Origin of the sequence: Psychrobacillus sp. INOP01, assembly GCF_018140925.1 — a bacterium.
GTDB lineage: Bacteria > Bacillota > Bacilli > Bacillales_A > Planococcaceae > Psychrobacillus.
In genome coordinates this window covers 3,288,841-3,309,683 of the sequence record NZ_CP073315.1, presented here as the reverse complement: position 1 = coordinate 3,309,683, position 20,843 = coordinate 3,288,841, and the positions used below count along the sequence as shown (strand labels likewise).

Below are 20,843 nucleotides of genomic sequence, written 5' to 3'. Positions count from 1 at the left end.
AGCAGATAAAAAAAGAGAATTGTTATCCCTAAGTCAGCAACGATAAAAGAATGTTATTATCACTGCATTAAATTAAACTAATACTGTCATCTAAGCGATAGGCTGTCTAAATCATATTGTTGGGTACTACACACTTAATTGATTGAAGTGGAAGGCGACGGACTCCAGCAGGAATAGAGCGAGCTGAAAGCCACGCAGGAACGTAGGACGAGGAGTTTGAAGCCGTGCTGGGCGGAAAGCGTCCGCCTGTTTCTGCATCGCTGCGCTAGCTTCGTACATGAAAGTGCGTTGAAACGGAAATCAGCAGTATTATTGGATAGATTTTATTTCGTGGTTGTTGTTTTTGAAAAAGAGCATGCCTCTCGGACACGCTCTTTAAGTGATAGTTATTTTTTGTTGATGGTTTGTGCTTCCATGTATGTTTCATCGATATATTTGGCAATTGCCTGTTGATCTTCGGTTATTTGAATAAGCGTTGCGTTGAATTCTTCTACAGTCGCCGTGCTTTCTTCAATAATTGCGGCGAACTCGTTTGTACTAATATTAATGGATTCTGTATTATTTGAAATGATATCTACATCTTTTAAGAATTTAGCTAACTCGTTTTGCAAATTCCTCATTGTTTCATGAAGTTTATTAAATGATTTATTGGATTTATCAGCTGTTGCTACTTGAGCGTAAATTTGATTTACACCATTTTCTATTTTGTTAAGAGCTTCTTGATTGAATTTATTTAATTGATTTAGATTATCGTCTATTTTTTCCAGTGACTGATCAGTTACACCTGCTAGTTTTCGGATTTCTTCTGCAACAACAGCAAATCCTTTCCCTAATTCTCCCGCTCTTGCAGCTTCTATTGAGGCGTTCAAGGCTAGGAGATTAGTTTGTGCTGTAATTTGTCGAATATCACTTGCAAAATTATTTGTTTCATTAATTTTTTCAGAAAGTCCATTGAACGTTTTATTTAGTTCTACAAAAAAGACTGTAAATTGATCAATTTCATTTTTCATCTTCTCCATTACCGTGGAACCATCCGAAGCATTCTGTTCTGCTAATTCTGCTTGTTTAACAATCTCATGCAAATGTCCTGCCATTTCTTTAACTGAATCAGAAGTTGCCTCTGTATTTTTTACAATATCCACTACGTGGTCTGCTTGTTTTTGAGAACCAATACTAACTTCACTTACAGCAACAAGCATTTCCTGTTGCGCATTGTTCGTATTAAATGTATTTGTGCGAATTTGCTCCAAGTTAGTCGTAATGACAGATACAGCAGTTTCTAATTTTTGATGTAGAAAAGCATCTTCATCTGATTTAACTTTTGCATCTTCTATAAGTTTCTCAACATTGGAGAATAACTTTTTACTTTGTCTCACCTGTAAGAAAATTCCGAGTGCCATGATGAATTGGATAAAGAAAATATTCACAGTTCGTCCTTCAAATATACCTGAATTATCCATCAACACATTTAAAATCATAGCGGCTACGCATAGCAGGTAACCGAACACAAAAATACTCTGTTTAGAATGTAAGCTACTTAAAATTAGGATGAATAGTGCTAATACAATTGTGGCAATACTTACTTCATTAAAATAACTCATGCTTACTGCTGTTATCGCTCCTGCAAGCACAACAAAATAAGGAAAAATACGAGCGATATGTATTGATTTTCTAGCAACAAAATACATAATAATCGATACAACAAAAGGAATTCCAATAGAAATAATGACAACCACTGCCTGTTGAATAATAATTTGTACTAGTAATCCAAGACCCGCAGCTAAACCATAAGCTAAAAATAAAATGAAGTTTTTTCTCTTTAAATCTTCGTTTTTCAACTCATTGATATTCATTGCTCTTTCCCCTATCTATATATTCTGAAAAATTAAAAAACCGATGTTATATAATTATAACATCGGTGTGTAAAACGTCTATTAATTTATTTTTGAACGTAAGTAAGCGTGAATAAACGGATCAATTTCACCATCTACAACTGCATGAACATTACCGCTTTCTTCATTTGTACGATGGTCTTTTACCATGGAATATGGATGGAATACATATGAACGTATTTGACTTCCCCATCCGATTTCTTTTTGTTCTCCACGGATTTCCAATAATTGTGCTTCTTGTTCTTCAATTTTCAGCTGATAAAGTTTTGATTTTAATAATTTCATCGCATGTTCCCGGTTTTTAATCTGTGAACGCTCTGATTGACAAGTAACAACTGTATTTGTAGGTAAATGTGTAATACGAACTGCTGAGTCAGTCGTATTAATATGCTGACCACCAGCACCAGTTGCACGGTACGTATCAATTTTCAAATCTTCTGTGCGAATATCGATTTCAATTTCATCCGTAAATTCAGGCATTACTTCACATGAAACAAATGAAGTATGACGGCGTCCTGATGAGTCGAAAGGAGAAATACGAACAAGACGATGAACGCCTTTTTCCGCTTTTAAATAGCCGTATGCATTATGACCTTTGATCAGTAGAGTTACTGACTTGATACCAGCTTCATCTCCAGGTAAATAATCAATCGTTTCTACTTTAAAGCCTCGTTTATCTGCCCATCGCTGGTACATACGTAACAAAATAGAACCCCAGTCTTGGGACTCTGTACCGCCAGCACCAGGGTGCAACTCTAAAATTGCATTATGTTTATCGTATTCCTCGCTGAGTAGCATTTGCAATTCAAAATCACTAAGCTTATTTGTAAACTCTTTTAATTCATTACCGAGATCTTCCTGTAACTCTTCATCGGGCATTTCTTTGATCAATTCCAAAGTCATCTCTAAGTCTTCTTGTGTAGACTCAAGATTACGATACTCTTCTACTATTGCTTTTAATGCATTGGTTTCATTAATCACTTTTTGAGCTCCCTGTGCATCATCCCAAAAATCAGGAAATGTCATCAGCTCTTCTAATTCTTGAATACGAACCTCTTTGTTTTCTAAGTCAAAGAGACCCCCTAAAGTCTTTTAACTTTCCAGAAGTTCTATCTAATTCATTACGTACTGTTGCTATTTCTATCATTTGTTGTTCCTCCGACTTTCTTTTGTCTATACTCCGGGTGTCTTGCGCTTTTCTTTATGTCCAGCTCCAGCACCTTGCTCCTGCGCTAAGCTCGGGGCAGACATAGGTGCTTTCGCTTTTCTTTATTGCACAGCACCATGGCAGTTTTTATATTTTTCGCCGCTTCCGCATGGACATGGATCGTTACGTCCTATGGAAACTTCTTTGCGCACTGGTTTTTTCTTCACTGGGCCGCTTTCTTCTTTAGGATTTACAGCTTGCCCTTTTGCTACTTCTTCGCGTTCTAGGTTATTTCGAATTTCTGCTTTCATCGCATATTTCGCAACGTCTTCCTGGACTGAGTCGACCATTGCTTCGAACATTGCAAATCCTTCACTTTGGTATTCGCGAAGTGGATCGGTTTGTCCGTATGCACGCAAATGGATTCCTTGGCGAAGTTGATCCATTGCATCGATATGGTCGATCCACTTGGAGTCAATAGAACGAAGTAATACCACTTTTTCAAACTCACGCATACGTTCAGCAGTCATTTCTTCTTCCTTCGCATTATAGAAGCGAAGTACTTCTTCTTTGATTTTTTCTATCATTTCTTCAGAAGATAAATTTTCTAGTTCCGACTGTGTAATTACCCCTTCAGGCAATAAATTCGCTTGAATGTAATCTTCAATTCCTTTCAAACTCCAGTCAGCCTTATTCTCAGAGCTTGTATGGGAAGCAACTAAACGTTCAATTGCGCTGAATAGCATAGACTCTACAAGTACACGCATGTTCTCTGTTTCTAATACTTCGTTACGCTCTTTATAAATGATTTCACGTTGCTGACGTAGTACATCATCATATTGTAATAGACGCTTACGTGAATCGAAGTTATTTCCTTCTACACGTTTTTGCGCTGATTCCACTGCACGCGACACCATCTTCGATTGAATTGGTTGTGAGTCATCCATACCAAGTTTCGACATCATCGCACGCATGTTATCAGAGCCAAATCGACGCATCAATTCATCTTCCATTGATAGATAGAACTGAGTTACCCCAGGGTCTCCTTGACGACCGGAACGTCCACGTAATTGGTTGTCTATACGACGAGATTCATGTCGCTCTGTACCGATAACTGCTAAACCACCGACTTCAATGACACCATCGCCTAATTTAATATCTGTTCCACGACCAGCCATATTTGTTGCAATCGTAACAGAACCTAAATGTCCAGCAGTTGCAATAATTTCTGCCTCATGTTCATGGTTTTTGGCATTTAATACATTATGCTTAATGCCATGTTTAGTTAACAATTTAGAAATAATTTCAGAGGTTTCGATAGCAACTGTACCAATTAGAACTGGTTGACCATTTTTATTGCGTTCAGCAATATCAGCCGCCGCCGCTTCGTATTTACCATTCATGGAAGCATAGATTAAATCTGCACGGTCATCCCTCGCAATTGGTCGGTTTGTTGGAATCGCAATTACATTCATGTTGTAGATATTACGGAATTCCTCTTCTTCCGTTTTTGCTGTACCAGTCATACCTGATAGCTTATCGTACATACGGAAAAAGTTTTGGAAAGTAATCGTTGCCATCGTCATTGATTCATTTTGGACTTCTAATCCTTCTTTTGCTTCGATTGCTTGATGAAGACCATCACTATAACGACGACCTTTCATTAGTCGACCAGTAAACGAATCGACTATAACAACATCGCCCTCTTGAACGACATAGTCGATATCTAGATGCATGGAAGCATGAGCTTTTAGTGATTGATTGACTGCATGATTTAAACGAACATGAGTCAAATCAAATAAATTATCTATGTTGAAAGCTTTTTCTACTTTTTCTACACCAGTATCCGTTAGAGTTACACCTTTTGTAGATTCCTCGTAAGAATAATCTACGTCTTTTGTTAATGTACGGACGAATGCATTTGCTTGTTTATAAAGAAGTGCTGCTTTGTTCGCTTGTCCTGAAATGATTAAAGGCGTTCTTGCTTCATCGATTAAGATGGAGTCAACTTCATCTATTACCGCATAGTGAAGCGGACGTTGAACTTTATCTTCCTTGTACAAAACCATATTATCTCGTAAATAATCGAACCCAAGCTCGTTGTTCGTCGAATATGTAACATCCGCCGCATAAGCTTCACGTTTTTCTTCTTTTGACAATGAATTTAAGTTCAATCCAACACTTAAACCTAGGAAATTATATAATTGTCCCATCTCTGCAGCATCACGGCTAGACAAGTATTCATTAACCGTCACGACATGCGCCCCAAGGCCAGTAATTGCATTTAAATAAATGGACAAGGTAGAAGTTAGCGTTTTACCTTCCCCTGTTTTCATCTCTGCAATATTACCTTCGTGAAGAGCTGCTGCCCCCATAATTTGAACACGGAAAGGGAACATTCCAAGTACACGTCTAGATCCTTCACGTGCTACTGCAAATGCCTCTGGCAATAAACTATCTAAGCTCTCTCCTTTAGTATAACGTCCACGGAAATCATCTGTTTTCGAGCGGAGCTCATCATCAGACAATGCTTCCATTGTACTTTCTAATGCTTCTACTTTATCCGCAATTTTTTCTAAGCGTTTTAGATCACGTTTATTTAAATCGAACACTTTATTTAATACACCTAGCATCTATTTTCACTTCCCATTTAGTCTTACTCTCCATTTTACCATTCGTTCTAAAGGCACGCAAATAAGGTCCACTATTAAATCATAAAAAACTCTCCTCGTAATTACGAGGAGAGTTGGATATTTGCATTTAGTTACTTAGTTTGTTTCAGTTTCGATTAAGCCGTATTTTCCGTCTCTACGTTTGTACACAATATTTGTACCATTAGATTCTGCATCTGTGAAGATGAAGAAATTATGACCAAGCATGTTCATTTGTAGTACTGCTTCTTCTTGGTCCATTGGTTTTAGGTCAAACTGTTTTGTACGAACGATATTATATTCATCTTCTTCCGTATGATCTGGCCCAGCATCTGGTGGATCGATTGTTGCAAAAAATGTTGCTACACCTTCACGCTCACGGAACTTACGATTTACTTTTGTTTTATACTTTCTAATTTGACGTTCTAGTTTATCAACGATTAAGTCGACTGCAGCATACATATCTGCATTACGCTCTTCTGCTCTCAGTGTTAAATTTTTCATAGGAATTGTTACTTCTACTTTTGTTTGCTTGTCGTTATACACTTTTAAATTAACGTTTGCAGTTGCTTGAATTTCTTCGTTGAAGTAACGGTCTACTTTCTCAATCTTCCCTTCAACGTATTCACGTATTGCAGGAGTCACCTCAATGTTTTCTCCACGAATGTTAAAGTTTAGCATGTAAACTCCTCCTTTAATTTAACTCTATATATATATTTCAACACCACCTTTAAAATATCCTTCTTATTTTAAAGTTTTTATTTATTTTTTGTCGAAACTTGTAATAATCTTTACTTTTTGAGCTCCATCTCTTTACGACTACGTTTTTTTAGCTCTTCAATAATCATGCTTTCACTTTCACTGTCCCCAACTAACTTTACGCCATATTCATGACCGAACGCTTTTCGGTGGGACCATACAAATTCGCCAACCATCGAAATAGGATTTGTATCTAATGTGAAATTCAATTCCACATGGTTTAATTGATCTATGGATATAAATAATTCGCTAAACATCTTCAAACCATTTGGGCTAATATCTATAATTTTGCATACACCCTTTTTAGACAATTCCACTTCCGCATTACCATCACGTTGTTTGATCAGCCGAAATGTTGCATCACAAGGTTCTCCAAATGTATAACGAAAATACTCATTACGATTGTATTTCAAATCCCTCCTCCTTTCGATGTTTACTTTTATTATCTTTTTTTTCATTATGCAGAATTTACTAAGAATTATCAAACGATATGAGAACTATTGAAAATACTTTGAATACAAAAAAGTTCTACCGTAAATTATACGATAGAACCGACATGTATATGTTTTATTTGTTTACTGCTACTGTTACATCAGCAATCCGTTTAGCTCCAACATAGCGATCTCCCCAATAATATGGGTCACTTAATTTATCGATTTTCACACCTTTTGAAGTGGATGAATGGATAAATTTCCCGTCACCTAAGTATATTCCAACATGTGAAACACCTTTACCAGATGTATTGAAGAATACTAAGTCTCCAGAAGCTAAATCACTTTTGTCAACTTTAGATCCTGAAGCATACAATCCTGAAGAGGTTCTTGGAAGACTTACTCCTACATCATTGTACACATAATTTACAAATCCTGAACAATCAAATCCTGCTTTTGTTGTCCCACCACCACGATATTTTGTTCCTATCAAATCTTTAGCAGTTGCTACTAATTCAGATGAATTTACAGAGCTTGCTGCTTCCGTATTTCCTGCGAATGGAGCTGTTACTAAGAGAACGGATAATAGTAATATAGCCATGACTTTTTGCGACATAGATTTTAAATTCATCGTGTTCCCCCAAGGTCTAAAGTTTTCTGATAATTTCTCTAAAATCATCTTACCACTCTTTAAACCTTTTTAATTTTACAGTTATGTAACAATTTTGTTACAAAGAAAACTGAGTGTTTTCAAGGGTTTACACATAAAAAAACCTAACAAGTATCTAAAAAATTACTTGTTAGGCATAGTTTATATGACAAATCTCGTGCTTGATTTTTCCAAAATAATTGCCTCTTCACTTACATCATTTATCAATTTAGACAGCATTTCGATTGTTTGAACATTAGATAAAAGCATGTCTTCTGTGTACTCCATTTGCGCCGTGTTAGATTCAATTGATTCTATTAATGCAAAAATGAGTCTCTCAGAAGTATTCTTTTCTTCTTCAATAGTTAAAATGGAATCTTTCATATGATCATTTTGATTTTTGGAATCTCGTATATACGATACTATTTTATCCATTTTATGTTGCAACATCTCAAACGTCGATGCATTATTTTTGGATGTAGCAAGGCCGTCAGCAAATACACTCGCCATCTGAGTACCTTGTTGAGTAATGGAATTTGATATTTGGTGAATTGTATTAGCTGTTCCAGACACTTCATCTGCAAGTTTTTTTACCTCTTCTGCTACAACTGCGAATCCTTTGCCATGTTCACCTGAACGTGCGGCCTCAATACCAGCATTCAGTGCCAATAGGTTTGTTTGCTTTGAGATCGTTTGAACGATTGTTGTCATTCGCGCAATTTCCTCAGTCCGGTCTTGGAGTAATTTTCTTTCTTGATCCGCTTCTTTAAATAATGTCCGTAATTTTGCTGATTCACCAGCGGCATTTTTCAATGCCAATGTACTTTCATCAGCCATTTGTACAGCAATAGTTGAATACTCGTTCAGTTCAATTACCTTTACTGTCACTTCACCAAAAGTACGAGAGAATTCATCTAAAAAGGAGCGGATACCGATAGATGCTTCTTTTTGCTTCAGCATGCTTCCACTCGTTTCATGAATAGCTAACTTGACGTTATTTGTGCTTTCTACCGTATTTGTGGAATATTCTTTTAGCTCCGCGCTATTTCCACTTAGATTCTCCGCAGTATGTTTAATCGTTTTTACGATGTCTATTAGATTTCCTCGCATCTCATTCATCGCACGTGATACTTCCCCAATTTCATCATTCGTTAAAATTTGTAATGGTTGACTATTCAAATTCCCTTGAGATATATCTTTTGCAGATAAAACTACTTGCGCTAACTGAGTCTTAATTTGTCGATTTGTCATTAACACTAAAGCAAGTGATAGTAAACCCGCTATTAGAAAAGCAGCAACTACCATTCCAATTGTATTTTTCTGGCTCTTAGACATTTCTTCTATTAAAAGCTGTCTTTTATCAGATTCAAGTTGTCTAGTTTCTTCTAGCATTTGAGTCAAGCTAGTATATTTTTCATTGATCGACTGAAGTTGTCTTCGTTTTGCGACATTTTCTTTATTGATAACTGATTCTTTTAAATTATTCTCGTATGTAATTTGAATTGACTGTAAGGTTCCTGAGAAGGTTTCCCAATCTACATAGGGCATTTGCGCACTTGCAGAGTTTAGTAGATTTGCAAGACTATCCCTTGTCAATTCATAATCTTTGTCGAATTCTTCTAACGGGTCTCCTGCGAAATGAGAAATGGCAATGTATAAACTCGCTACCTGCGATCGCATAATATCTGCACTTTCGACATTTTGTGATGAAATTTCCATATCATCAGCTATTTCTTGGTTGTGAACTACTTGGATGATCAATAAAACAGTCATCATTCCAAATAAGATAAAGGAACTAAAAATTGCTATTAAATACTTCATTCGCAGCGGAATTGCAGACCATTTTTTCATAGGTATTCCGACCTCCCACTTTGAAATATAGCATAATCTCCCAAAGAAATGAGGTTGTTTTCTGAAACTTTACATGAATTTTACAAAGACAAATCTGAAAATTCGATGTACGATAAGAGTAATACATAAAGGAAGGAAGCGGAACATGGACTTAGGCTTAAAAAATAAACGAGTAATTGTGACAGCATCTAGTAAAGGATTAGGGAAAGCAACCGCCCTTCAATTTGCAAAAGAAGGCGCAAAAGTAATGATATCTAGTAGAAATGAAGAAGAACTTCAAGTAACTCTTGAGGAAATAAAATCAAATAGCGGAAACCAGGAAGTGTATTACACAATTTGTGATATGACAAAAAATAGCGATATTGAACAGCTATTTAACGAGGCAAAAGAAAAGCTTGGTGGCATTGATATTTTAGTGAATAATGTTGGCGGCCCAGTAGCTGGTGGATTTGCACAGGTGACTGATGAAGACTGGGGAGTAGCATTTGAAAAAAATCTGCTTAGCTATATTCGCACAATTCGACTGGCTCTTCCACATATGAAACAACAAAATTTCGGAAGAATCGTCAATATTTCTTCGTCATCCACTAAAGAGGTGCTTGACGGTCTAATCCTGTCGAATACATTCAGATCAGGGATGGTTGGATTGTCGAAAAGTATTGCTAGAGAATACGCAGGAAACAACATATTAATCAATACAGTAGGTCCAGGTCGAATCCAAACAGATCGTGTCACAGAGTTAGACCAAATAGCTGCTGATAAAAAAGAAGTATCCATAGAGGAAGTTAGGGAAGGATTCAAGCAATTAATTCCGATTGGAAGATACGGAGAACCAGCAGAATTTGCGAATATCATCGCATTTCTATGTTCCGAAGCAAATACGTATATGACTGGCCAAAGTTTAGTAGTCGATGGCGGTATGCTGAAGGCATTATAATAGAGGAAGAAAAAAATGACTCCGATTTGGTCGGAGTCATTGCTTTAATTTAAAGTTAATTTAATTTTATTTTGAGATGGATCTTGTACAATAAATACTCTATTTTCTTCCGTGACATCAGATCCGATTTCTTTGACATTAGTAATTGCAGTTTGTAGCTCTTCGTTTGTTGGATAAACTACTGTGAATGCTTTTAGTCCAACTACATTTTCTGGTGTAGGAGGAGCGCCCACTCCAGCCCATGTATTTAAACCAATATGGTGATGATATTTACCTGACCCCATAAATAATGCTCCAGGATAATTAGGGGTCATAACATCAAAACCTAAAGCATGATAAAATTCCTTCGTTGTATCCAGTTCAGAAACATGTAAATGAATATGTCCCATTACTGTCCCGTTTGGTAGTCCATTCCACGGGGTGCTTGCACCTTCTTCTAAAATACTTTGCGCATCGATTTGTAGTGTAGCCATCTCAACGTAGTCATTTTCCCATTTCCACTCAGAATCTGGACGATCACTATAAATCTCAATTCCATTTCCATCTGGATCATTTAAGTATAGTGCTTCACTAACTAAGTGATCTCCCGCTCCAATGCGAATATTAATATCTGCGAAGTGTCTTAAAACAGCACCTAAATCGGCACGTGTCGGTAACAATAAAGCGAAGTGATATAACCCAGTTGTTTTTTGTTGTGTCAGCATAATATCTGCTGGTTGTTCAATAGAAAGTAGTGCTGTCTCTCCATCAGCAGTAAGATAAATTTTGCCAGCTTGCTGCTCCAGTACTTTGAAGCCTATGATGTTTTCATAAAAGTCTAATGAACGTTGAAGATCCACCACTTTTAACTCTACTAATTCAATAAATGTGTACGGTTTATTATGATATTTCATTTGAATTCCTCCATTTGATTCTTTGGTTACTTTTCGTAAGTAATTATATTTTAGTTACCTAATAAAGTCAAGGGATGAGTTTAAGTTATATATGGAGAAGTTCGAATCGCAAATTCAGCGTATGGACTCATGAATAGATGGTATAGAATCGCCACATTTAAACACATTGGCGCAGCATTATCATTTTGTGCAACATAAAGTCGCATATGCACAACGTTTTTGGTTTGCGCAACTTACTATGCCATATACACAACAATGTCCCCTGTTTTCGCAACATCAGGAGACGTATGCGCAACATCGTAGCTCTTTTACGCAACTTTCGTAAACATTCTCGCACCATTACAGTTTTTCCATTTCTGTACATCAAAACACCACTATCCTCAATCGGCTAGTGGTGTTTTAAGAGGCATTATTTAGCTAATGGCATATTTGTACATAATTGTTGGCATTCGACTAGTTTACTAACATCGAAGTTGCCTCCGCTTACGATTATGCCGATATTTTGGGAGGAACCTGGAATGCGGTGATTCAATACTGCCGATACAGCTGCGGCTGCGGCACCTTCGATAAGCGTTTTTTCGCGTTCTAGCATGAAGAGAATGGCAGATGCGATTTCTTGTTCGCTCACGGTGACCACATCGTCCACGAGTGCTTGAATAATGTTCATGGTCAGATTTCCTGGCGTTTTCACGTTGATGCCTTCTGCGATTGTTTTGCCTTGGAAAGGTAACAGACCGTCTCCTTTTCCTTTATATGCTAAGGCAATTGCCGAGGCATTGCTGGATTGGACGCCGATAACGCGGGTATTAGGACGGATTGATTTGACTGCAATGAGTGTTCCAGCGAGTAAGCCTCCTCCGCCTGCTGGCACAACAATCGTGTCTAGCTCTGGACGCTGCTGAAGCATTTCCATTGCAACGGTTGCTTGCCCTTCGATAACCGCTATATCGTCAAAAGGATGGATGAATGTTGCTCCTGTTCGGAGTTGCTCCTCACGAGCAGCAATATACGCTTCATCAAAATTTTGACCGATTAATTTGACAGTTGCTCCATACCCTTTCGTAGCATTTACTTTCGAAACGGGTGTTCCAAGTGGCATGAAAATCGTGACTGGCACATTTCGTGCTTTTCCAGCAAATGCAACACCTTGTGCATGATTACCGGCAGAGGCAGCGATTAATCCTTTGGTACACTCTGCCTCACTTAGCTGTGATACTTTATTCATAGCACCTCTAATTTTAAATGACCCAGTTTTTTGCAGGTTTTCTAATTTCAAAAACACATTTTTCTCGGTGATTTTATTGAATGTGGCCGATTTTTTACACGGTGTGCGATGCACGAACTCCGCTACTTTTTCAGATGCACGATATAAACCTACAGTGTCGTATGAATTCCCAACAAAACCATCTCCTAATTAGCTAATTTTTTGTAGCTCTATAGTGCATTGTTTATGCTAGAGCTACTTTGTCTTCATAAGCTTTTATTTTATCCTCGTATTGGAAGGTTAACGAAATTTCGTCCCATCCATTTAGAAGCATTTTCTTTTGGTACGGATCAATGTCAAATGAATATACAATACCATCAGCACCTGTTACCGTTTGTGCTTCTAGATTAACTGCCACATTATATACTTCTTTGCCTAGCATCGATTCCACTTCATCCACCGCTAGCTTAATCGGTAAAATACCATTTTTCATGCAGTTATTATAGAAGATATCTGCAAAGCTCGGTGCAATGACTACTCGAAAGCCGTAATCCAAAATGGACCAAGGTGCATGCTCTCGAGAGGAGCCACAGCCAAAATTGTCATGTGCTACTAAAATAGTAGAATCTTTATAGCGTTCATCATTTAATACAAAGTCTTTAATTGGCTCATCATTTGCATCAAAGCGCCAGTGGTAAAATAGGTATTTACCGAATCCAGTGCGTTCAATACGTTTTAGAAATTCTTTTGAAATAATTTGATCGGTGTCGACATTTTTTTGATTCAAAGGGGTTAAGACACTTTTGATTTCATTGATAGGCTCCATTGGTTTACCTCCTTATGCATTTACTAGTCCAAATTTTCTAATGTCAACAATATGACCTTCGATTGCGGCAGCTGCTGCCATTGCTGGGCTCATCAGATGCGTTCTTGAACCAGCCCCTTGACGACCTTCAAAGTTTCGGTTGGAAGTAGATGCGCAGTGCTCTCCTGCTGGAACGATATCATCATTCATCGCTAGGCACATACTACAGCCTGATTCACGCCATTCAAATCCTGCTTCAAGGAATACTTGGTCGATGCCTTCTTGCTCTGCTTGTTTTTTAACCGTTTGTGATCCCGGAACGACAATTGCGGTTACGTTAGGGTGTACCTTGCGACCAGCAATTACGTTTGCTGCTGTACGAAGATCACTTAAACGAGCATTTGTACAAGAACCGATAAATACATTTGATATAGCAATATCCTCTAACGGCATACCTTGTTCTAGACCCATGTAAGCAAGTGCTTTTTCATGTGCTTGCTGGTCACTTGTTTCCACGAAATCGGATGTGAACGGAATATTTTGTGATACACCTGAACCCATAGATGGATTTGTACCCCATGTTACAAAAGGTTCGATTTCATCTGTAGATATTTCTACAGTTTTATCGTAGGTAGCACCTTCGTCAGTTGCTAAAGCTAACCAACGCGCTGCTTCTTTTTCAAAAACTTCTCCTGAAGGTACATGCTCACGACCTCGAAGGAATTCAACAGTCGTTTCATCCGGACTGATCAAACCTGCACGAGCACCTGCTTCAATCGACATATTACAAATGGTCATACGCTCTTCCATTGATAGCTTACGAATTGCTTCTCCAGTATATTCCACGATGTAACCTGTACCCATATCGATACCAAACTTCGAAATGATAGCTAAAATAATATCTTTTGCAGCTACACCATATCCAAGCTCACCTGTCACTTTAATTTGCATTGTTTTCGGTTTAGCCTGCCAAAGTGTTTGTGTAGAAAGAACATGCTCTACTTCACTAGTTCCGATACCAAAAGCAATTGCACCAAACGCACCATGTGTAGAAGTGTGACTGTCTCCACAAACAATCGTTTTACCAGGCTGAGTTAGACCAAGCTCTGGTCCGATAATGTGTACAATCCCTTGATCAGGATGGTCCATATTGGCAAGCGGCACGCCAAACTCTTCACAGTTTTGTTGAAGTGTAGAGATTTGCTTACGGGCGATAACGTCTTTAATCTGTTCTCTATTTCGAGTCGGTACGTTATGATCCATCGTTGCATAACATAGATCCGGCCGGCGAACCTTGCGATTATTTAGTCGTAACCCTTCAAAAGCTTGCGGAGATGTCACCTCATGGAGTAAGTGTAAATCGATATAGAGAAGGTCTGGTTTACCTTCTTCCTCGTACACAATATGTTCATCCCAAATTTTCTCAATAATCGTTTTTGCCATTTAGTCCCTCTCCTTTTGGTTAGACATAAGAAAACATAATACTATCTGATACAAATTCTGAGTCTAATTCTTCTATTACTTTTGCAGTCCATTCCGTTGTAGAAAGCACTCGTTTCCCTTTTATTTGAAGGTCACTTGTGAAGTTACCGTCATTCAATACATTAATTACTGCTTCTTCAATAGCTGCCGCCTCTGTTTCCATTTGGAACGCTTCACGTAGCATCATGGCTGTTGAAAGAATAGTTGCAGCTGGGTTTGCTTTGTTTTGACCAGCAATATCCGGTGCAGAGCCATGGACTGGTTCGTATAGACCAAAGCCATCCTCACGTGTACTTGCCGAAGGAAGCATTCCTAGGGAACCAGTGATAACGGAAGCCTCATCACTTAAAATGTCACCAAACATATTTTCCGTTACAATTACGTCAAATGAATCTGGTTTAGTGATCAGCTTCATCGCAGTTGAATCCACAAGCATATGCTCTACTTCTACATCCGGATAGCCTTGTTTTTTCTCTTCGACGATTTGACGCCACAATTTACTAGAATCTAGTACGTTCGCTTTATCCACAGAAGCAAGCTTGCCACGACGACTTCTTGCTAATTGGAAAGCAGTATCCACGATTCGTTCAATTTCACCCCGTGTATAAACTAAAGTATCCACTGCATAATCATTTGTTTTCTTACGAGGCTCAGCAAAATATAAGCCACCAGTTAATTCACGAACAATAACTAAATCTACTGATTCTGCTATTTCCTTTTTAAGAGGAGAAGCTTCTAGTAAGGCAGGAATTGCTTTTACTGGTCGTATATTCGCATACAATCCAAAATGCTTACGAATAGCTAGCAACCCTTTTTCCGGACGTAAATGAGATGGATTTTGATCCCATTTTGGCCCACCTACTGCACCTAAAAGGATGGCATCACTTTGACTACATGCATTTATAGTTTCTTCAGGAAGTGGGTTCTCACGAGCATCGATTGCTGCTCCACCGATCAATCCGTATTGCAAGTTAAACTTATGGTTATAACGCTTTGCAATAGCTTGAAGCACCTTTACCGCTGCCTCTGTTACTTCCTGACCGATTCCATCTCCCGGTAATACCGTTATCGTTTTTTCCATCTCATTCACTCCCATTTTTTTATTTACATTCGTTTATTGTCCTACTGCGGCTTGTTCTTTTATTTGTACGTTTACTAATTGACGATTGATAGCGTTGATGTATGCTCTTGCAGATGCTTTCAATACATCCTGAGAAGCATTACGACCAGATGATGTTTTGCCATTGAAGGTTAAGTTGATAACTGCCTCGCCAAGTGCATCGCGACCTTTGGATACCGATGAAACACGATAGTCTAAAATACGAACTTCGCCTTTTACGATTTTTTCCAATGTATTGAAAATGGCTTCTACAGCACCTGAGCCTGCGCAAGTTTCCACTACACTTTCACCGGATGGTACTTTTACAGTAATCGTAGAGGTTGGAACATTATTTTCATAATGAATGATCAATTCCTCTAATTCATACACTTCCACTTCTCCACTTTTCACTTGTTGGTCGGTTAATAAAACAAATAAATCCTCTTCACTTATTTCTTTCTTACGATCTGCTAATTTTTTAAATGCTACAAATGCTGCATTTAGTTTCTCATCAGTTAATTGGAAGCCCATTTCTGCTGCTCTTGAGAAGAATGCATGACGGCCAGAGTGTTTTCCAAGAACTAGCTCGGTTGCTACGTCACCGATTAAATCAGGTGTAATAATTTCATATGTTTCCGGATTTTTTAGCATGCCATCCTGGTGAATACCAGATTCATGAGCAAACGCATTTTTTCCAACAACCGCTTTATTCGGTTGAATAACAACGCCTGTCAACTGACTTACTAACTGGCTAGTACGTTTCGTTTCTTTCAATATAATCCCAGAATCGGCTTGGTAATAATCATTGCGAATATGTAGTGCAACAGCTACTTCCTCCAGTGCTGCATTACCCGCACGTTCACCGATACCATTGATCGTACCCTCTACTTGCGACGCTCCATTTTCAATTGCTGCTAAGGTATTGGCAACAGCCATCCCTAAGTCATCATGACAATGAGCAGATAATTTCACTTTTTCGATACCTGTTACGTTTTCACTTAAGTATTTGAATAAAGCACCGTATTCTATAGGAGTTGCATAGCCTACTGTATCTGGAATATTGATCGTTGTTGCGCCTGCTTTAATCACTTCATTCATAATGCGCACAAGGAAATCCTTGTCTGAGCGAGTTGCATCCTCTGCTGACCACTGTACAAGTGGAAAATATTTTTTCGCTAGTTTTACAGATTCAACAGCAATTTCAATTACTTGCTCTGGTGTTTTATTTAGCTTATATTGCATATGGATCGGGGACGTTGCAATAAATGTATGCAGATGTGGTTGCACTCCACCCTTTAACGCTTCCCATGAAGTTTCAATATCACTTTTGATAGAACGAGCTAGACCCGTAACGACTGAATTTTTCACTGTATCTGCAATTAGCTTAACTGCTTCGAAGTCCCCAGGGGATGAAGCAGGAAACCCTGCTTCAATAATGGAAACACCGTACTTTTCAAGCTGACGTGCAATTTCTAGCTTTTCTTTCGTATTTAGATTAATACCAGCTGATTGTTCGCCATCACGTAGCGTTGTGTCAAAAATTTCAATTTTGCGCACTAGTCACCACTTCTTTCTTGACTTTTTTCCCTTCATTAATGAAAGGCATCATTTCACGCAATTTAGCTCCAACTACTTCGATTTGATGCTCAGATTCTGCTTGTTTGATAGCATTATATTTTGGACGATCTGTTTCGTTTTCTTTAATCCATTCTCTTGCAAATGTACCGTCTTGAATGTCAGTTAATACGTCCTTCATACGATCTTTTACGGATGAGTCAATGATGCGTGGACCTGAAACGAAATCTCCCCACTCAGCTGTATCTGAGATAGAAGAACGCATTGTAGCCATTCCCCCTTCGTACATAAGGTCAACAATTAGTTTTAATTCGTGTAATGTTTCAAAATATGCAAGCTCTGGTTGGTAACCAGCTTCTACTAATGTTTCGAAACCAGCTTTTACGATAGCAGTCGTACTACCACAAAGTACTGCTTGCTCACCGAATAGATCTGTTTCTGTTTCTTCCTTGAATGTAGTTTCTAAAACACCTGCACGAGCAGCTCCGATACCTTTAGCATAAGCAAGGGCTAGGTCTTTTGCCTCGCCAGTTGCATCTTGATAAACTGCGAATAATCCAGGAACTCCTGCTCCTGCCTCGAATGTTCTACGTACTAAATGACCAGGACCTTTTGGTGCTACTAAGAATACGTCCACATCTGCTGGAGGAACGATTTGACCAAAATGTACGTTGAAGCCATGTGCGAACACTAGTGTTTTGCCAGCTTTCAATGCAGGTTGGATTTCAGCTTCATATACTGCTTTTTGTCTTTCGTCAGGTAAAAGAATCATGATAAGATCAGCTTTTTCAGCAGCTTCTTTTACAGAATATACTTCTAAGCCGTCTTCTTTTGCTTGGTCGAATGATTTACCTGCACGAATACCTACTACTACATCAAATCCTGAATCCTTTAGGTTTTGTGCATGTGCGTGACCTTGAGATCCGTACCCGATGATTGCGATTTTTTTGTCCTGTAAAAGTCCTTCGTTGATATCTCCGTTATAATACATTTTAGCCATTGTTGTTTCCTCCTCGAATTTGGGTTTTTTTATATTATTTTGACTCAGTAATCACTTCTGCTGATTTCCGTTTCATACGGACGCTTTCCTAAGTCATTATTTCAAAATGGATAACTGTGGTGTATTTACTTTTTGAGTCTCACGGACAAAAGCAGTTACGCCTGTTCTAGTAAGCTCTTTAATGCCATAAGGCTTAATCAAATCAATAAATGCATCAATTTTTTCTGGGCTACCTGTTACTTGGAATGTGACAACATTTTTCCCTGTATCGATTATGGAAGCTCGGAAAGGTTCAACGATGCTATTAATCTCTGCTCTTACAGCTGGTGGCGACACGACTTTCACGAGCGCCAGCTCTCTTACGACAATTTGTTTTTCCGTAATATCATTTACTTTCAGTACATCTACTTGTTTTTGTAGCTGTTTTAATAGCTGCTCCAGTTTCTGTTCATCTTCAACATTTACGACAAATGTCATTTTGGATATATCCGGTTGAATTGTATGCCCAACCGTGATGCTTTCTATGTTGAACTGACGCTTCATGAGTAGGCCAGTAACACGATTGAGAACGCCACTTTGATTTAACACGGTTACTGTTATGATTCGTTTCATTCTGGCTTCACTCCAATCATTTCATGTAGCCCTTTACCTGGAGCAACCATTGGATAGACACATTCCTTTTGCACTACTCGGCAATCGATCAATACTGGCTCATCGGATTCTAGCGCTTCTTTTAATTGAAGCTTCGCATCCTCGAACGTTTCAATCTTGTAGCCTTTAATATCGTAGGCAGCCGCTAGTTTCACGAAATCTGGTTGAACCGGAATAAGTGATTGTGAGAATCTTTCCCCATGGAATGTCTCCTGCCATTGGCGAACCATTCCAAGTGCTTGGTTGTTTAAGATAATCACTTTTACTGGAATTCTCAGCTCTTGTAATAGTGATAACTCCTGTAACGTCATTTGGAAACCGGCATCTCCAACAATAGAAACTACCTTCGCGGTCGGTTTTGCTAGTTGAGCTCCGATTGCTGCTGGGAAACCAAACCCCATCGTTCCTAGTCCACCAGATGTTACCCAGTTATGTGGAGACCTAAATTTATAATACTGTGCTGTCCACATTTGATGCTGTCCAACGTCCGTTGTTACAATGGCATCTCCATTTGTATACTCATGTACTAGCTCTAATACTTGCTGTGGGAGCAACCCACGTTCCTCGCTCGCTTGATAATGGAACGGGTATTGCTCTTTTGAAACATTCAAGCTTTCCAACCATGCTGCCGTGTTGCCATTTGGTGAATCTTGAGCAAGTAGTGCTTCTAAAGCTTCTTTTGCGTCTGCTACGATTGGAATTTCTGTTGGAACATTTTTACCAATCTCTGCTGGATCTATATCGATATGAACGACTTTAGCGTTTGGCGCAAAGTAGTTTAAATTTCCTGTTAGTCGGTCATCGAACCTTGCACCGACATTTATGAGTAAATCACATGTTTGAATTGCCATATTGGCTGTATACGTTCCATGCATGCCCGCCATTCCTAGGAAAAGTGGATGATTTCCTTCGATACTCCCTAACCCTAGAAGCGTGTTCGTAATCGGAATTTGATATTTTTCAGCAAATGCAGCTAGTTCGTCTGATGCTTTTGCGAATAATACACCTGCTCCTGCTAGGATTAACGGCTGTTTTGCAGTAGAAATTGCTTGCGCTGCTTTTTGAATTTGTAAAAAGTTTGGCGTTGTCGTTGGCTGATACCCTGGAAGATTTACTTCCTGCGATTCTTCCTTCGATGTTACGAACATACTCGTAGCCATATTTTTAGGTATATCTACGACAACTGGTCCTGGACGACCTGTAGAAGCAATATGAAAAGCTTCGTTAATGATTCTTGGAAAATCGGCTACATCCTTTACTTGGTAATTATGTTTTGTAATAGGCTGGGTAATACCGATAATATCTGCTTCTTGAAATGCATCTGTACCAATCACGGTTGTAGCAACCTGCCCTGTAAACACGACAAGTGGAATTGAATCCATCATCGCATCGGCAATTCCAGTAACTAAATTTGTTGCACCTGGTCCAGAAGTGGCAATTACTACCCCAACCTTCCCAGAAACACGTGCATACCCTTCAGCTGCGTGAATAGCACCTTGCTCATGTCTCGCAAGAATATGCTTAATCGGATTTTTGTACAATGCGTCATAAATAGGTAAAACCGCACCACCTGGATAACCAAATATTACTTCTACCTGATGTTTATGGAGCGTTTCAATAAACACATCCGCACCATTCAATTGCATAGGAGCCTCCGCGGTTATTGGCTCTTCATAAACTTGCTCAGTTTCCTCAACCGTCAACTTCATCATTAATTCCTCCTTTTATTCAAATCGTCCAGTTTTCCTGAAAAGCTTTGTTGAATTGGCGCTTTAAATTACTGAAGTATAATTTATAAAAAAGAAAAGAATTTCACC

Annotated in this window: 16 protein-coding genes and 2 pseudogenes; 2 read left to right on the top strand and 16 right to left on the bottom strand. The window is 38.6% G+C overall.

Annotation, left to right across the window (positions count from 1 at the left end; genetic code table 11):
- Nucleotides 1–386: 386 nt before the first annotated feature.
- From KD050_RS16205 to KD050_RS16175, 7 genes are all read right to left on the bottom strand, one after another.
- On the bottom strand, nucleotides 387–1,853 hold the full coding sequence (locus tag KD050_RS16205) for a methyl-accepting chemotaxis protein (protein ID WP_211893367.1): 1,467 nt from the start codon (nucleotides 1,851–1,853) through the stop codon (nucleotides 387–389).
- 81 nt (nucleotides 1,854–1,934) lie between these two features.
- Nucleotides 1,935–3,039 (bottom strand): peptide chain release factor 2 gene (gene prfB, locus KD050_RS16200; protein WP_370627109.1). Its coding sequence is split into 2 segments (ribosomal slippage): nucleotides 1,935–2,972 and nucleotides 2,974–3,039, totalling 1,104 coding nucleotides; the frame shifts between segments, so codons are not numbered across the junction.
- A 122-nt stretch (nucleotides 3,040–3,161) separates the two neighbouring features.
- Nucleotides 3,162–5,672 (bottom strand): preprotein translocase subunit SecA, encoded by a 2,511-nt coding sequence (gene secA / locus KD050_RS16195; protein ID WP_211893366.1) that lies wholly within the window; start codon nucleotides 5,670–5,672, stop codon nucleotides 3,162–3,164.
- A 135-nt stretch (nucleotides 5,673–5,807) separates the two neighbouring features.
- Complete coding sequence (hpf, locus tag KD050_RS16190; RefSeq protein WP_211893365.1) at nucleotides 5,808–6,371, bottom strand: ribosome hibernation-promoting factor, HPF/YfiA family; 564 nt, start codon at nucleotides 6,369–6,371, stop codon at nucleotides 5,808–5,810.
- A gap of 110 nt (nucleotides 6,372–6,481) precedes the next feature.
- Nucleotides 6,482–6,862, bottom strand: a complete 381-nt coding sequence (locus KD050_RS16185; protein ID WP_211893364.1) for a PilZ domain-containing protein — start codon at nucleotides 6,860–6,862, stop codon at nucleotides 6,482–6,484.
- Nucleotides 6,863–7,016: 154 nt separating this feature from the next.
- Nucleotides 7,017–7,511: a C40 family peptidase gene (locus KD050_RS16180; protein ID WP_211893363.1), complete on the bottom strand. Its 495-nt coding sequence runs from the start codon at nucleotides 7,509–7,511 to the stop codon at nucleotides 7,017–7,019.
- Nucleotides 7,512–7,691: 180 nt separating this feature from the next.
- Nucleotides 7,692–9,380, bottom strand: a complete 1,689-nt coding sequence (locus KD050_RS16175) for a methyl-accepting chemotaxis protein (protein WP_211893362.1) — start codon at nucleotides 9,378–9,380, stop codon at nucleotides 7,692–7,694.
- A gap of 145 nt (nucleotides 9,381–9,525) precedes the next feature.
- On the opposite strand from KD050_RS16175, the gene KD050_RS16170 reads away from it, so the two are divergent.
- The gene (locus KD050_RS16170; RefSeq protein WP_211893361.1) at nucleotides 9,526–10,317 is read left to right on the top strand and encodes an SDR family oxidoreductase; all 792 of its coding nucleotides are present in this window, start codon (nucleotides 9,526–9,528) and stop codon (nucleotides 10,315–10,317) included.
- 44 nt (nucleotides 10,318–10,361) lie between these two features.
- On the opposite strand, the gene KD050_RS16165 is transcribed toward KD050_RS16170, so the two are convergent.
- Complete coding sequence (locus tag KD050_RS16165) at nucleotides 10,362–11,210, bottom strand: VOC family protein (protein ID WP_211893360.1); 849 nt, start codon at nucleotides 11,208–11,210, stop codon at nucleotides 10,362–10,364.
- A gap of 422 nt (nucleotides 11,211–11,632) precedes the next feature.
- Here KD050_RS16165 and KD050_RS21565 point away from each other — a divergent pair.
- Nucleotides 11,633–11,737, top strand: a pseudogene (locus tag KD050_RS21565) (hypothetical protein); the annotation flags it as partial.
- Here KD050_RS21565 and KD050_RS16160 read toward each other — a convergent pair.
- The 8 genes and pseudogenes from KD050_RS16160 to ilvB form a co-directional block, all read right to left on the bottom strand.
- A pseudogene (locus tag KD050_RS16160) lies at nucleotides 11,701–12,549 on the bottom strand (threonine/serine dehydratase); the annotation flags it as partial. The pseudogenes KD050_RS21565 and KD050_RS16160 overlap by 37 nt on opposite strands.
- Nucleotides 12,550–12,658: 109 nt before the next feature.
- Nucleotides 12,659–13,240, bottom strand: coding sequence for a 3-isopropylmalate dehydratase small subunit (leuD, locus tag KD050_RS16155; protein WP_211893358.1), 582 nt, complete (start codon nucleotides 13,238–13,240; stop codon nucleotides 12,659–12,661).
- A 12-nt stretch (nucleotides 13,241–13,252) separates the two neighbouring features.
- Nucleotides 13,253–14,662 (bottom strand): 3-isopropylmalate dehydratase large subunit, encoded by a 1,410-nt coding sequence (gene leuC / locus KD050_RS16150; protein ID WP_211893357.1) that lies wholly within the window; start codon nucleotides 14,660–14,662, stop codon nucleotides 13,253–13,255.
- 19 nt (nucleotides 14,663–14,681) lie between these two features.
- Entirely contained in the window at nucleotides 14,682–15,782 is a 1,101-nt protein-coding gene (leuB, locus tag KD050_RS16145; RefSeq protein WP_211893356.1) for a 3-isopropylmalate dehydrogenase, read from the bottom strand.
- Nucleotides 15,783–15,815: 33 nt separating this feature from the next.
- The gene (locus tag KD050_RS16140) at nucleotides 15,816–17,357 is read right to left on the bottom strand and encodes a 2-isopropylmalate synthase (protein WP_211893355.1); all 1,542 of its coding nucleotides are present in this window, start codon (nucleotides 17,355–17,357) and stop codon (nucleotides 15,816–15,818) included.
- Entirely contained in the window at nucleotides 17,344–18,375 is a 1,032-nt protein-coding gene (ilvC, locus tag KD050_RS16135; RefSeq protein WP_211893354.1) for a ketol-acid reductoisomerase, read from the bottom strand. The genes KD050_RS16140 and ilvC overlap by 14 nt, the downstream gene beginning before the upstream one ends.
- A 96-nt stretch (nucleotides 18,376–18,471) precedes the next feature.
- The gene (ilvN, locus tag KD050_RS16130; protein ID WP_211893353.1) at nucleotides 18,472–18,987 is read right to left on the bottom strand and encodes an acetolactate synthase small subunit; all 516 of its coding nucleotides are present in this window, start codon (nucleotides 18,985–18,987) and stop codon (nucleotides 18,472–18,474) included.
- Nucleotides 18,984–20,738, bottom strand: coding sequence for an acetolactate synthase large subunit (gene ilvB / locus KD050_RS16125; protein WP_370627105.1), 1,755 nt, complete (start codon nucleotides 20,736–20,738; stop codon nucleotides 18,984–18,986). Before ilvB ends, ilvN begins: the two co-directional genes overlap by 4 nt.
- Nucleotides 20,739–20,843 lie beyond the last annotated feature (105 nt).

Coding starts and splice junctions, on each gene's coding strand:
- KD050_RS16205 (WP_211893367.1), bottom strand. CDS start 1,853: ATGAATATCAATGAGTTGAAAAACGAAGATTTAAAGAGAAAAAACTTC.
- leuD (WP_211893358.1), bottom strand. CDS start 13,240: ATGGAGCCTATCAATGAAATCAAAAGTGTCTTAACCCCTTTGAATCAA.
- KD050_RS16165 (WP_211893360.1), bottom strand. CDS start 11,210: ATGAAATATCATAATAAACCGTACACATTTATTGAATTAGTAGAGTTA.
- leuC (WP_211893357.1), bottom strand. CDS start 14,662: ATGGCAAAAACGATTATTGAGAAAATTTGGGATGAACATATTGTGTAC.
- hpf (WP_211893365.1), bottom strand. CDS start 6,371: ATGCTAAACTTTAACATTCGTGGAGAAAACATTGAGGTGACTCCTGCA.
- KD050_RS16180 (WP_211893363.1), bottom strand. CDS start 7,511: ATGAATTTAAAATCTATGTCGCAAAAAGTCATGGCTATATTACTATTA.
- ilvN (WP_211893353.1), bottom strand. CDS start 18,987: ATGAAACGAATCATAACAGTAACCGTGTTAAATCAAAGTGGCGTTCTC.
- ilvC (WP_211893354.1), bottom strand. CDS start 18,375: ATGGCTAAAATGTATTATAACGGAGATATCAACGAAGGACTTTTACAG.
- leuB (WP_211893356.1), bottom strand. CDS start 15,782: ATGGAAAAAACGATAACGGTATTACCGGGAGATGGAATCGGTCAGGAA.
- KD050_RS16170 (WP_211893361.1), top strand. CDS start 9,526: ATGGACTTAGGCTTAAAAAATAAACGAGTAATTGTGACAGCATCTAGT.
- KD050_RS16175 (WP_211893362.1), bottom strand. CDS start 9,380: ATGAAAAAATGGTCTGCAATTCCGCTGCGAATGAAGTATTTAATAGCA.
- ilvB (WP_370627105.1), bottom strand. CDS start 20,738: ATGATGAAGTTGACGGTTGAGGAAACTGAGCAAGTTTATGAAGAGCCA.
- secA (WP_211893366.1), bottom strand. CDS start 5,672: ATGCTAGGTGTATTAAATAAAGTGTTCGATTTAAATAAACGTGATCTA.